Below are 12,886 nucleotides of genomic sequence, written 5' to 3'. Positions count from 1 at the left end.
TTAAATATTGGAAGAAAGGTAGTCGGAGAGGCCGCCTTTAGCGGGAATCCGATAGAGAGGTTCGTAGTTAACCCAGTACGGGTCAAAGCGTACAAAGCTAATTCTAGATGCAATATTTGCGTACAGAATTAGTAACTATTCCTGCAAATCTGCGATGCACTCTTGACGGCTGCCTTTTGCCCTTTGCCTCTTGCCTCCTGCCTTCAAAAACTGATAACTGATAAAAAAACAAATATTGACTATTTTTAGGCGTTTTTAACGATTAGCCGTGTTTTCTAGGGATTTAATCTCCTCTTGTACCTTACGGTGTTCGCGATTTAACTGTTTTTTGACCGATTCGGGGAGTTGTTCCTGTTTTTTCAGGGCATTATTAAAGTAATCCAATGCCAGTTTCAAAGAGCCAGTATTTTTATCCGTATTGCCTTGAATTCTCAGGATTTGACCCTTCAGATACATTAATTCTGGATTATCGGGGGTCGCTTTCAGAGCGTTATCGATAAACCGCAAAGCCTGATCGTACTGCTTCAAATCGCGGTAAGCTAGAGCTATACCTCGATCAACCAAGTAATCAGGACTTCCATAGGTTTCTAGCCGTTGAATTGCCTCTTGAGGGCTAGAAAAGGGTAGATTAACCGCTAAAATCAAATCCATATAACCCTTTAACAGGTTCAATTCCGGATCCGTAGGATTAGCCTTTTCTGCGGTTTCCAAATACTGAAACACCTGTTGTAATCTGGGGATAGCCGATACTGCTCCTTCGGTTTGAAAAACGTAGGTTCCCTCTAAAAAACTCCCCACCGCTAGATACAAATTTCCCCTTAAAGGGTCGCTACCCTGCATTTGCTTGGCCGCTGCCTTAGTTTTCTCGGAGTAGGTTTTTAGGGTGTTCCAATCCTGGTCGGTAAAAGCAAGAGAGGCCCGCATAGCATGGGACAAAGGTTCTTGGGGTTCCTTTTCTGTGGCCTCAACAATTAATTTTTTTGCCTCTAGATAGTTACCTTGTTTAAAAATAGCGTTAAAAGCGGCCTCGGTCTTATCGCCAATCGGTCGGGGATTGGTTTTGCGGAAAGGATCTCCAGCTAACCCTGGACTAATCCAGTTAACCACTACCATAACAGCCAGGGAAGCACCGATCGCCATTTTTTTCGTTAAACCTAACCTCAGCACCATGGTCAAAAGTCTCCTTGAGCGAATGAAAAAATCTGTCACAATAGAAACGAGTTTCTAGACTTAATTTCCAGTTATTTTCCTGTCAATGCTTTATCTCAAAGATGTGGTTTATCATCCTCCCGCTGCTCTCAATCCCATTTTACAGGGGATTAATCTCGAATTAGCCCCCCAAGAATTAGGTCTGATTGTCGGGCCCAGTGGTTCCGGAAAAACGACTCTTTTGGAAATTTTAGCAGGCTTTGCCGATAAAACAGCAGGGACGATTCACTGGCGCGACCAAGAATTAACGGTGCTGCATCTGCAACAATTAGGAGGAATCGTTTTTCAGTTTCCCGAACGTCATTTTTGCGGTAAAACCATCCTTGAGGAGTTGCGTCTCGGTCATCCGGAGATTAAAAGCGATCGCCTAACAGAGGCCCTAAAGGAGGTAGGATTAGAAAATATTCCTCTGGATACTTCTCCCCATAATCTTAGTGGTGGTCAACAGCGTCGTTTATCCCTCGCTGTCCAGTTAATCCGGCAGCCTAATCTGTTACTTCTCGATGAACCTACGGCCGGTTTAGATTGGTCGATGCGTCGTCAATTGGCCAAACTTCTCGCTAGTCTCAAACAACACTGGACTTTATTAGTAGTTAGTCACGATGCTGGGGAATTACTCCCCATTGCTGACCGTCACTGGAAAATTGAACAAGGACATTTGAGGGAAGTGAAAAATGAAAAAACAGATAGTTGAGGTTTTCGGGTTTTGCGGTATTAGTTGAAATTTCCCCACTCTCCTCATACCTGATTACTGATTACTGATTACTGATAACTGATAACTGATAACTGAATTAATGATCCTTCCTGAATTATTTGACCTTTGGCAAGAAACCCTAGAATGGCAACCCGATGGGGCCCAACAAGCGCGATTTCAACAACTTTATGAGTTGATTTTAGAGGGTAATCAACGTTTTAATCTCACCCGAATTACCCAACCAGAGGAGTTTTGGGAAAAACATCTTTGGGATTCTTTATCGGGTTTAGCCTGGTTACAAAAATCCCAGCCAGATCTATTGACAAAATCCCTATCAGTCATTGATTTGGGAACCGGGGCCGGGTTTCCGGGGATGCCAATTGCGATCGCATATCCCCATTGGTCGGTGACTCTCTTGGATTCCACCCAAAAAAAGATTAATTTTCTTGAAGAAGTTATTGACAAATTAGGGTTAAATAACACGAAAACTCGTTTAGGTCGGGCGGAAATCGTCGGGAAAAACCTTAAACATAACTGTGCTTACGATATCGTCTGTTTGCGTGCGGTAGGTAATGTGGATATCTGTGTTAACTATGCTTTGCCTTTCCTGAAAAAGACCGGAATCGCTATTCTCTATCGTGGTCAGTGGTCCGAGCAGGATAGTTTAAGTTTAGAGGAGAATCTAGGGAAAGCTGGCGGTAAAATCCTCGAAATTGCCAGTTTTACCACTCCCTTAAGCCAAAGCATCCGTCATTGTCTATATATCTCCAAGGGATAACTTTAAGCAGTGAGAGGATGAAAAAAGAAAGCCAGGGCCAGAATAGTATATGTAGCTAAGAGTAACATTCCCTCTAACCAATTCGATCGCCCATCACTACTAATCGAATTAGCCAACCACACCGCTACAGCCACTGCTACTAGCTCAAAGGGATTAAAATTTAGATCCATGGGCTGACCGATAATATAACCGATGATAACCAAAACCGGAGCCACAAACAGGGCGATCTGCATACTGGAACCGACGGCCACAGATACCGATAGATCCATTTTATTCTTAAGGGCGACGGTGACAGCCGTAGCGTGTTCGGCTGCATTACCGATAATAGGCAAAAGAATCACCCCAGTAAACAGCGCCGTTAAACCTAGCTGTTCCGTAGCCTCCTCTAGGGATGCCACCAATAACTCCGATTCTACGGCCACGGCGATAGTAACGATCAATAAAATCAAAGACCAAAACCAGATTTTCGGCCTTGCGGTGCTTTCTCCAGTGCTTTCCTCCTCGATACCGGCAACCCCGACATCGTAGAGATAGGTGTGGGTTTTCATGGAAAATAAGAGACTTAAACCATAGACGAAAATTAACACCACTGCCACGGCCACGGATAGACGTTGCAGGACTGCTTCCCCGACTCCCGTGGAGGTAAATTCCACGGCAGTGGGTAAAAGGAGCGCCACCACCGCTAAATTCATAGCTGAAGCGTTTAAACGGGCAGTTATCGGTTGAAATTCCTGTTCTTTGAAGCGTAAACCGCCTAAAAACATCGATAATCCCATAACTAAGAGTAAATTACCGATAATTGAGCCAGTAATCGTCGCTTTTACCACATCGATGAAACCCTCCCGCAAAGCGACATAGGCGAGAATTAATTCTGTGGCATTGCCAAAGGTGGCATTCATCAAACCGCCAATATTTGGCCCAACCACCACCGCAATCGCTTCCGTGGCTTCCCCCATGTAGGCTGCTAGGGGGATAATGGCTAGACAAGCGGTGATAAAAACTACCGTTCCGCCCCAGTGTAACAGGGAACCCGCGATCGATAGCGGTACAAAAATCAATAAGATGGCGAAAAAGGTATTTTTGCTTAACATAAAGTGGGGAATTTTGTCAAGATAATTTTATTTCGATTGGGTCGGGAACTGAGGGGGACTAGAATCGGATTTTAGCCAAAATTCCCCAGTAGAACCGGTTATTATCCATAATATTGCCCTAAAACCGTCTCTGAGTGACTTTTCTAGGGGTTCGGGGGGTGATTGGGAGGGAACAGTTACCGGTTTAATCACGATTCCGCGACTACCAAAAACAATTTCTCCCACTAATCGCGCCCTTCTCATGTGATTATCGGAAGTGACTAGATAGACACTATCAATACCTTGGGCTTTCAGTTGATCGGCTAGGCTAGTAAAGTTAGTGACAGTATCTCGCGCATTGTAATCGAGATGGAGACGTTCTGGAGAAATTCCCGCTTTTTTAAAAATCTTTTTCACATATCGTCGCGGACTACCGGAAGACACCCAAATCGGCAGCTCGGGATATTCCTTAGCTAATTTTGCCGCAAAACGTTCTCGATCGGCATGACCTCCCAAAACAAAAATCGCCTCTGGTTTTAGCCACTGCTGACGTAAATCGTAGTATAACCAGCCTAAACTCGCCAAAATTAGCGGAATAGCCAGCAATTTTAACCTAGATTTGCCTAACTTCCCTTGCGGAGAAACTCGCTTTTTTCTGCGAGAATTAGCCTTGAGAACCATATATCAGTGATCGGTGATCGGTTGTCAGCCTTCAGCTTTGTGGATTAAAGTGATCGAGGGTGAGGATCATCGAACTCACTTGACGTAGGAGATGGGGATTTTATTCCCCAACTGACCGATAATTTTCCCGGAACTCAGGGGGATTGATGGGGTCGCTTACATCCCCCACCAACGGGCCACCGCTTCGGGAAGGGGCAGCAAAATACTTAATAATAAAGCCAGGGAAAATAGGCCTAATAAATCTCGTTTATTATCCAATTCCGTCACATCATTTAAAGCAGGTTGATCGCTCACTGGCATGAGTAGGAGAATAATCGCCCAGAGTAAAAAATCTGGTTGCACTAGGGCTAAAATAAACATGAATAATCGAGTTAATTGTCCGATAATTATGGCGGTTTTCTGCCCATACATGGCGTGAACAATATGACCACCATCCAATTGACCCACAGGCATTAAATTTAGGGCTGTAACGATAATTCCCACATAACCGGCCACCGCTAAAGGATGTAAATGGATGGCTTTTCCTGCGATTAAATCACTGCCGAAGGCTAGTTTAGCTACGATAGACAAGAGAAAAGAAAACTGCGGATTTAAGGCCTGAAAATTTAATAAACTGCTTTGATTGGTTAGGGGAACTATTTCCGAGAGGGACAATCCCCAAAACAGTAGAGGAATAGCGATAATTATACCCCCCAAAGGACCGGCCACCGCCACATCAAATAAAGCTTTACGGGTGGGTACAGGGGAGCGCATTTGAATAAAAGCCCCGAAGGTGCCGAGGAAGAAAGGAATGGGGATAAAATAGGGCAAAGTAGTTTTAATTTTGTATTTAACTGCTGTAAAATAATGACTGAATTCGTGCAGTCCTAAAATAGCAATTAAGCCTAAACTGTAGGGTAAACCTTGTAATAATAAACTAGGATTATTTTCTAATTGTTGGGCGGTAATGCCACTTAATCCCGCACCGATGTCCGTGGTAGTTAAGAGAGTTAATAACAATAAACCTAGGGCAAGAAAGGGGCGAGTAATTTTTTCAGTTTCTATAGTTTCTGTTTTTTGCTGCCAGGGATTAGCCACAAGAGCGAAAAAAGGTTGTCCCTGAAAACTTTCTTGGAAAAGCAATAAAAAGCGATCCCCAAAAACCTTTTCCACATTGTTTTTAATCACTTGATAAGCTTCTTCGGGAACCGCTCGCAATTTCCCCCGACAGAGAATTGCTTGGGGACGATAATCGATATTTTGCAGATAATAAATACCCCAAGGAAAACAATCTCTTAGGGATTTTTCCTCTTCGGCAGTGATCGGTTTTAAATCATTTTTAGGTGCAGGATTATCAATATTTTCTAGGACTAAATTCGCTTTTTCCAGTGGTGATGGGGGGCTTTCTTGGGGAGTAACTCGACCCTTTTGTACTAGCCACCAATACAAAAAGGGGCAGATCACAAAAGGGCCGACCAGCAAAAATGCCGGCATGGGGGTATCCTGTCCATAGATTAACGTCCAGCCGGTCCAAATAAGAGCCGGAGTCATCAGGACTAACCAAATTAACCATATTGGTGTTGTCGTGATTTTGGCCACGCTACGCTTGACGATAAAATAAGTGAAACCGCCAAGAATCCCTAATAACAACCACATTTCCATATCGGCTCTTTTCTCTTGAATAAAAAGCGGCTAATTTCAGCCCGCCCGGTCATCGATCGTGCTAGATTGTAAACCGCATTGATTGTGATTTGGATAGGCAAACCATGCGATCGGAAACCGAATCGTCTCCTTTAGAGGTTAGCAAAACCACAAAACCCCCTCGATTAATTCTAGAAGGTTTATACGCTTTCTCCCCCAATCGGGAAACCCTAGGGGGAACCTCTTATCTTATTGTAGAAAATACTGGCAATATTCTGGTGGATTGTCCTAGCTGTGAGGAGAGCGAGCGGGATTTTCTCCGAGAAAAGGGTGTCCGTTACCTATTTTTTACCCATCGCGCGGGTCAGGGGAAACAGAGCGATTCTCTGCAAAGTTTACTTGATTGTGAGATTATTCTACAGGAACAGGAAGCTTATCTGCTTCCTCACCGTCAAATTACCGTTTTTCAGCAGCAAATCCAGTTATCTCCCACTTGTAGCGGTTTTTGGACTCCTGGCCATTCTCCCGGCTCCTCCTGTCTCTACTGGCACCGTCACGGGGGGGTTTTATTTACCGGTCGTCATCTTCTCCCCGACACTAAGGGTCAACCGCGACCCCTACAGACCGCGAAAACTTTCCACTGGCTGCGGCAATTGCGATCGCAAAAGGCCATTTTAGACCGTTTTAGTCCGGAAACCCTCTCCTATCTTTGTCCGGGGGCTAATACCGGCTTTTTGCGCGGTCGGGGAATTATCGATCGCGCCTACGAAAAAATCAGCGCCAATCCTCTTAACTAAGGGACTTGCGTGGGAATAATATCCCAGCCAGAAAATCGCTCTGTAGAAGAATCAGACCAGCCAGATGGCATATTATCAAAGCGCAAGTCCCTTAGCTCCGGGGGCTCTCGAAGGCTCTCCCCCTACTTAGGGTGATCAGCAAACCTGATCGATCGGAGGGCGCAAGCCTTGCGCCCCTACAGTAACTGATTTTGTCCACAATGTAGGGGCGAACTGCGTTCGCCCAAAAGGTACATTATCAAAGCGCAAGTCCCTAAAGACTTTTTAGAAGCTGCATCGTTCAATTCCCAGAAATTATGAATTTAACCGTTAAAGACTTGGGTGAACAGGGATTGCTACCGATTCTGCAAAAATATTGTCCTGCGGAGATTATCGGTGATGATGGGGCGATTTTATCCCTGAAAGAGGGTTACTCTCTCGTTGTCACCACTGATGTTTTAGTTAATAACGTCCACTTTAGCGATATTACCACCTCTCCGGAAGATGTGGGCTGGCGAGCGGCGGCGGCTAATTTATCCGATTTAGCGGCTATGGGGGCAGAACCCCTGGGAATTACGGTAGGATTGGCTTTAACTCCCAATCTAGCCATCGATTGGCTAGAAGGACTCTATCGGGGTCTTAGCTCTTGTCTGCAAGTATATCAGACGGCGATCGTTGGTGGCGATGTCTGTCGGGCCACGGAGATTAACATCAGCATCACCGCCCTGGGACAAGTGGCAAAAAATGAAGAAATTAGACGTTTTAACGCAAAAGTTGGCGATAGTATCGTTATTACTGGTTATCACGGTTTATCGCGGGCTGGATTAGAGTTACTCTTTCACCCTGAAACCGGCAGGAATTTAAATTCCGGCCAAAAAAAGCGATTAATCCAAGCTCATCAACGGCCGCGACCGAGACTTGATTGCATACCACATTTACAAAAAATTGTCAAGCAATTTCCCATCGCTGGCATGGATAGCAGTGACGGGTTAGCAGATGCTATCATCCAAATTTGTCGCTGTAGTGGGGTTGGTGCTGAAATCGAGAGGATTCCCCTGCATCCAACCCTGAAAGAATATGTAGGAGCCGAAAAAGCTCTAGAATGGGCTTTATACGGCGGTGAAGATTTTGAGTTAGTTTTGTGTTTGCCCCCGGACAGTGCCAGAGAATTGCTGGAGAAAGTGGGGGAAGAGGGGGCGATAATCGGTCAAATTGTCCCGGGGAAAGAGATAAAATTAGCCGACGGTAGAAACCTCAGTTTAAGCTCCGGATTTCAACATTTTTAGCCTCTATAAATCGCCAAAACCTTTCTTTTTCTTGATTTTCTTTGGTTTTTTCGGGCTGCCACCTTGACCGCGGAACCCCGGTTGATTGCCACCCCCAAACATTCCGCCACCCATCCCGGGCATCCCCGGCATAGCGGGCATTTGTCCCCGTCCCATCTGTTGCATCATCGATCGCATTCTGGTGAAATTAGTAATTAGTTTGTTAACTTCTGTTTCTGGATGTCCCGAACCTTTGGCAATGCGACGACGACGATTAGGAGACTTAGCCAATAAATCGGGGTTAGCGCGTTCCTCCGTGGTCATGGAATTAATCATCGCTTCCGTGCGTTTTAACTCTTTTTCGCCCTTTTCGATGTCTGTCCCGCTCAGTTTGCCCAGACCGGGGATTAACTTTAAGACTCCCCCCAGGGAACCCATATTTTTTAACAGCCGCATCTGTTTGAGGAAGTCATTAAAATCAAACTTAGCCTCTAAAATCTTGGCCTGCATTTTGGCCGCGTCTTCTAGGTCTAACTGTTCCTGGGCTTTTTCCACTAGCGTCAGGACATCACCCATATTGAGGATGCGACTGGCAAGGCGATCGGGATAAAATGGCTCTAAAGCTTCTACTTTTTCGCCAACCCCAACAAATTTAATCGGTTGTCCCGATATTTGCCGCACTGATAGGGCTGCCCCACCGCGAGTATCGCCATCAAGTTTGGTGAGAATTGCCCCCGTGATGCCGATTTGTTGGTGAAAAGTGTTGGTAAGACTGGCCGCTTCCTGACCGGTCATGGCATCCACCACTAATAAAGTGTCGTCGGGCTTGACAATTTTCTTGATTTGTGCTAGTTCGCCCATCATCTGGGTGTCTATCTGCAAACGACCGGCGGTGTCGATGATAACGGTATCTACGCCCAATTCTTTGGCTTTTTCCACACCTTGACGGGCGATATCGACGGGATTAGCCTGAGAACCCATCTCGAAGACGGGAACATTTATCTGTTTACCGAGGGTGATTAATTGGTCAATGGCCGCCGGACGGTAAACATCGGTGGCCACCATCAGGCAGCTTTTGGACTGTTTGCGGAGATATAGGGCTAATTTGGCGGTGGCGGTGGTTTTTCCTGTCCCTTGTAACCCGGCCATTAAAATTACGGTGGGGGGTTTATCGGCCTGAGCTAGGGGAACGTTGCTTTCCCCCATAATTTTAACTAATTCATCATAGACAATTTTGATAAATTGCTGACCGGGATTGACTCCGGAAATCACTTCAGCGCCGAGGGCTTGTTTCTCGACCTCAGCAATAAATCCCTTGACTACCTGTAGGTTAACATCTGCTTCTAATAAAGCCCGCCGGACTTCTTTGAGGGTTTCTTGTATATTGGCCGAGGAGATTTTATCTTGACCTCGTAATTTTTTCCATGCGTCTTCTAAGCGGTCGGCCAGTGCGTCGAACATAGTTTCGGAATTAAATTTTTAACTAGATCGATTTTATCTCAAATGTCAGGGGAAGACCCCCGTTCTTATCCTGTCATTGGTCGGGGATCGGCGGCAAAGTTCGATCGAATGTTAAACTGAGTCTGTCTTAGCTTCGGAAGTATTCGATCGCTGCAGGAATCGATTAAAGAGAAAACCGAGGAGCAGGGCCTTAAATTCAAGGTCGTCAGTGAACTTTTTATAAAAGCTGAAGTTGATTTCCACCATGTCCTGCATGATGTCGGATGCCAGGATATCAAAGGCTAGTTTAACATTTTCGGGAGTATTGATCTTAAGGCTCGCTTTCAGGGGTGCGCTGTCATCCAGTTTAGTTTCAAGGTGTTCGATAAAAACTCGCTCATCCTCACTGAAATCAGTACCAAATCGTCGATTAATTTCTTCAATGATTTTCGAGAGGGGTTCTATCTTTTTGGTGGGGGGTTGGCCCGTGCCGGGGGAATAAACCCTAGAAGTTTCCCTGACACCCCGTTTTAGTTCAATTTTGCCCCTGTGGGTCTCTTGGATGCGGTAGGAGTTTAGTTCAATGCTTTGTTGAATAGGCAAAGGAAGGGCCTCTGGGGAGGTGGGAAGTTTGCAGATTAAGTGGCGGGAAAATTCATAGAACTTCTCTAAGTCTGCAGCAGGTATGGGGAGTAATTGAGAGACAAAGCCATAAAGTCGGATAAATTCTTGTAGTTTACCCCGAAAACCGACTTTTTCCTCCTCAGAAGCTTCTAGGTAACGATCGAGGACGGGGTTGAGGCTGCCATGAAGCTTGGCCTGAGTTCCTTGGGGGTGAAAGAATATCTGCGCGAAGCTATCGATGTCGGAATCTTGGTAAAAGTGATAGTCGTCAAGCTGTGCTTGGATTTTATAGAGCCGGTTGGGGTCGGTGGCTTCCGTCAAGATGGTGCAGTCGTAGTAATCTTTAAAGGCTGCTTCGATCTCATCGGCCTCGTTGGCGAAGTCCAGCACCAGAGTCCCGGTTTTGTGGGGGTGGATGCGGTTGAGACGGGAGAGGGTCTGGACAGCGTTAACCCCGGCTAATTTCTTATCGATGTACATCGCGCCTAGGAGGGGTTGGTCAAAACCGGTCTGGAATTTGTTGGCAACGACGAGAAAGCGGTAGGGAGCTTGTTGAAAGGTGTCTGCGGTGGCTTTGTCGGGGATATGACTACCTGAGGAGGCGCTATTCATTTTGGTTTCGGTGAAGTCGTCGCCGTCTCTAACTGTCCCGGTAAAGGCGACTAGGGACTGATAGGGATAGTCTTTTTCCTTGAGATAGCGGTCTAGGGCCAACTTGTACCGCACGGCATGGAGACGCGATCGCGTGACAATCATGGCCTTGGCCTTGCCTTGCACCTGATGGGCCACCTGCTCATGGAAGTGTTCGACGATGATGGCCACTTTCTGCTTAATGGTGTGTTCGTGTAAATCGACGAAGTGGCGCAGCAGCGAGGCGGTCCTGGCGCGATCATAGTGGGGGTCGTCTTCGATGGTTTTGAGCAGATTAAAATAGGTCTTGTAGGTGGTATAGTTCTCCAGCACGTCGAGAATAAAGCTTTCCTCAATCGCCTGAGCCATGGAATAGAGGCTAAAAGGAGCAAAGCTGCCGTCCGGTTGTCTGGTGCCGAATACTTCTAGGGTTTTGGGTTTCGGCGTGGCGGTAAAGGCAAAATAACTCAAATTAGCAATTTTTCCCCGTTTTTTTGCCTCAGCGACGGTTCGATCTTCTAAATCCTCCTCCTCTCCCCCTTCCTCGGCGGCGGCCGCTTCTAGGCTGGTGGCGGTGAGGACGCTTTTGAGTTTTTTGGTACTTTCTCCAGTCTGGGAGGAATGGGCCTCATCGATGATTACTGCGAAGCGCTGCCCAGAAAGGGACTGGATTTGATCGACGATGACGGAGAATTTTTGCAGGGTGGTGACGATGATATTTTTCCCGGACTCTAGGGCCTCTTTGAGTTGCCGCGAGGTTTTGTCGATGTTTTCCACCACCCCAGAGGTCTGTTCAAACTGGCGAATAGTGGCCTGTAGTTGCTGATCCAATATACGGCGGTCGGTGATGACGATGATAGAGTCAAAAACGCGGGTATTATGATCATCGTGCAAGCTGACAAGTCCGTGGGCCAGCCATGCTATTGAATTACTCTTGCCACTGCCGGCACTGTGTTGGATGAGATAGGATTTTCCTGTCCCTTCGGCCTTGGCATCGGCCAGCAAACGGCGCACGGCATCTAATTGATGGTAGCGGGGAAAGATGAGCCTTTTTACGCCTGTTTTTCTGCCCTTGTCGTCCTTTTCTTCCTTGAGGGTGATAAAGTTCTGGATTAGGTCAAGGAAGCTATCTTGCCGCCAGATTTGCTCCCACAGGTAGGCGCTGCGGAATTTGGTAGGGTCTGGGTTTGCCGCTACGCCAGTCTTTCCGGGGTTGAAGGGTAGGAAGCCGGTTTCATGGCCCTGGAGGTGAGTGGTGACATGGACCTGATCTGGGTCAACGGCAAAGTGGGAGAGACATAGGCCAAACTTGAGGAGTGGCTCTCTCGGATCTCGATGTTCTTGATATTGTTTAATCGCTTGTTGGAAGTTTTGCCCTGTAAAAGGGTTTTTTAGTTCGGCGGTGAAGATGGGTAAACCGTTAAGAAAGAGGACAATATCGATGCTGTTGAGGGGATTTTTCTGGCTGTAGTACAGTTGTCTAAGGACACTGAAGCAGTTTGTCTGGTAGAGTCTTTGGGTTTCTGGATTGAGACTGCTGGGGGGTTGGAAGTAGGCGAGTTGGAAGCGGCAGCTGTTGGCTTTGATGCCTTTTCTGAGGACTTCTAAGGTTCCCCGATTCTTGATGACTTCGGCAAGCTGTTTGAGGAGTTGGGTGTTTGCGTCGTCACCGTACTGGGTTTGGAATTTCTGCCACTCTTGAGGTTGGCTGGTTTGGATGAAGTTAAGGACATCTTCGGGTATGAGGCAAAGTGAGCGCTCATAATCTTTGGAGCTGCGGCGCTGGTAGCCGCTGTTGAGGAGGCTTGCTTCGATGGTGGCTTCAAAGTTTTTCTCGGAGGTGTCTATCATCGGAAATTTTGGGTCTGAAACCCCGCCGTTCTACGGCGGCTTTACGTTAGAATTAAAAGGCCAGTCTCGAAAACCAAGTGGACGGCGCAGCACCTTGAAAACTCGGCTTAGGGGGTTCCGACCAGAAAAGCTTGGCCGGGTAAAAAGTCTAAGCAACAAGTACAAGAAGCGTTTAGCTGGAAACGTACCGTGGGACACACGGAATCGGGCTTCTGAAATGGGGCGAAAGTCTGTGAACTCTGTGTAAG

General features: G+C 46.6%; 10 protein-coding genes. 4 read left to right on the top strand and 6 right to left on the bottom strand.

What is annotated here, in order from left to right; all coding sequences use genetic code 11:
* Window positions 1–255: 255 nt before the first annotated feature.
* Entirely contained in the window at window positions 256–1,170 is a 915-nt protein-coding gene (locus tag IM450_RS15840; RefSeq protein WP_004268231.1) for a Sll0314/Alr1548 family TPR repeat-containing protein, read from the bottom strand.
* An 85-nt stretch (window positions 1,171–1,255) separates the two neighbouring features.
* Here IM450_RS15840 and IM450_RS15835 point away from each other — a divergent pair, with 85 nt between their 5' ends.
* On the top strand, window positions 1,256–1,903 hold the full coding sequence (locus IM450_RS15835) for an ABC transporter ATP-binding protein (RefSeq protein ID WP_004268229.1): 648 nt from the start codon (window positions 1,256–1,258) through the stop codon (window positions 1,901–1,903).
* A gap of 100 nt (window positions 1,904–2,003) precedes the next feature.
* Window positions 2,004–2,681, top strand: a complete 678-nt coding sequence (gene rsmG / locus IM450_RS15830) for a 16S rRNA (guanine(527)-N(7))-methyltransferase RsmG (RefSeq protein WP_287671527.1) — start codon at window positions 2,004–2,006, stop codon at window positions 2,679–2,681.
* Window positions 2,682–2,683: 2 nt separating this feature from the next.
* Here the strand turns inward: rsmG and cax are convergent, their stop codons facing one another.
* From cax to IM450_RS15815, 3 genes are all read right to left on the bottom strand, one after another.
* Window positions 2,684–3,772 (bottom strand): calcium/proton exchanger, encoded by a 1,089-nt coding sequence (cax, locus tag IM450_RS15825; RefSeq protein ID WP_287671526.1) that lies wholly within the window; start codon window positions 3,770–3,772, stop codon window positions 2,684–2,686.
* A gap of 27 nt (window positions 3,773–3,799) precedes the next feature.
* Entirely contained in the window at window positions 3,800–4,432 is a 633-nt protein-coding gene (locus IM450_RS15820; protein WP_287671524.1) for a YdcF family protein, read from the bottom strand.
* A 156-nt stretch (window positions 4,433–4,588) separates the two neighbouring features.
* The gene (locus tag IM450_RS15815) at window positions 4,589–6,073 is read right to left on the bottom strand and encodes a site-2 protease family protein (protein WP_287671522.1); all 1,485 of its coding nucleotides are present in this window, start codon (window positions 6,071–6,073) and stop codon (window positions 4,589–4,591) included.
* A gap of 104 nt (window positions 6,074–6,177) precedes the next feature.
* On the opposite strand from IM450_RS15815, the gene IM450_RS15810 reads away from it, so the two are divergent.
* Together IM450_RS15810 and thiL are read left to right on the top strand one after the other, a co-directional pair.
* Complete coding sequence (locus tag IM450_RS15810) at window positions 6,178–6,849, top strand: hypothetical protein (RefSeq protein ID WP_004268215.1); 672 nt, start codon at window positions 6,178–6,180, stop codon at window positions 6,847–6,849.
* Window positions 6,850–7,145: 296 nt separating this feature from the next.
* Window positions 7,146–8,114, top strand: a complete 969-nt coding sequence (thiL, locus tag IM450_RS15805; RefSeq protein ID WP_004268214.1) for a thiamine-phosphate kinase — start codon at window positions 7,146–7,148, stop codon at window positions 8,112–8,114.
* A gap of 3 nt (window positions 8,115–8,117) precedes the next feature.
* Here the strand turns inward: thiL and ffh are convergent, their stop codons facing one another.
* Both ffh and IM450_RS15795 read right to left on the bottom strand, forming a co-directional pair.
* A complete protein-coding gene (gene ffh / locus IM450_RS15800) occupies window positions 8,118–9,554 on the bottom strand; it encodes a signal recognition particle protein (protein ID WP_004268212.1) in 1,437 nt (478 codons plus the stop codon).
* A 111-nt stretch (window positions 9,555–9,665) separates the two neighbouring features.
* Window positions 9,666–12,638 (bottom strand): type I restriction endonuclease subunit R, encoded by a 2,973-nt coding sequence (locus IM450_RS15795; protein ID WP_287671519.1) that lies wholly within the window; start codon window positions 12,636–12,638, stop codon window positions 9,666–9,668.
* Window positions 12,639–12,886 lie beyond the last annotated feature (248 nt).

The organism is Microcystis sp. M083S1 (assembly GCF_020246405.1).
GTDB lineage: Bacteria > Cyanobacteriota > Cyanobacteriia > Cyanobacteriales > Microcystaceae > Microcystis > Microcystis aeruginosa_C.
This window is presented reverse-complemented; position numbering and strand designations above follow the sequence as displayed.

Coding starts and splice junctions, on each gene's coding strand:
- IM450_RS15840 (WP_004268231.1), bottom strand. CDS start 1,170: ATGGTGCTGAGGTTAGGTTTAACGAAAAAAATGGCGATCGGTGCTTCC.
- IM450_RS15835 (WP_004268229.1), top strand. CDS start 1,256: ATGCTTTATCTCAAAGATGTGGTTTATCATCCTCCCGCTGCTCTCAAT.
- rsmG (WP_287671527.1), top strand. CDS start 2,004: ATGATCCTTCCTGAATTATTTGACCTTTGGCAAGAAACCCTAGAATGG.
- cax (WP_287671526.1), bottom strand. CDS start 3,772: ATGTTAAGCAAAAATACCTTTTTCGCCATCTTATTGATTTTTGTACCG.
- IM450_RS15820 (WP_287671524.1), bottom strand. CDS start 4,432: ATGGTTCTCAAGGCTAATTCTCGCAGAAAAAAGCGAGTTTCTCCGCAA.
- IM450_RS15815 (WP_287671522.1), bottom strand. CDS start 6,073: ATGGAAATGTGGTTGTTATTAGGGATTCTTGGCGGTTTCACTTATTTT.
- IM450_RS15810 (WP_004268215.1), top strand. CDS start 6,178: ATGCGATCGGAAACCGAATCGTCTCCTTTAGAGGTTAGCAAAACCACA.
- thiL (WP_004268214.1), top strand. CDS start 7,146: ATGAATTTAACCGTTAAAGACTTGGGTGAACAGGGATTGCTACCGATT.
- ffh (WP_004268212.1), bottom strand. CDS start 9,554: ATGTTCGACGCACTGGCCGACCGCTTAGAAGACGCATGGAAAAAATTA.
- IM450_RS15795 (WP_287671519.1), bottom strand. CDS start 12,638: ATGATAGACACCTCCGAGAAAAACTTTGAAGCCACCATCGAAGCAAGC.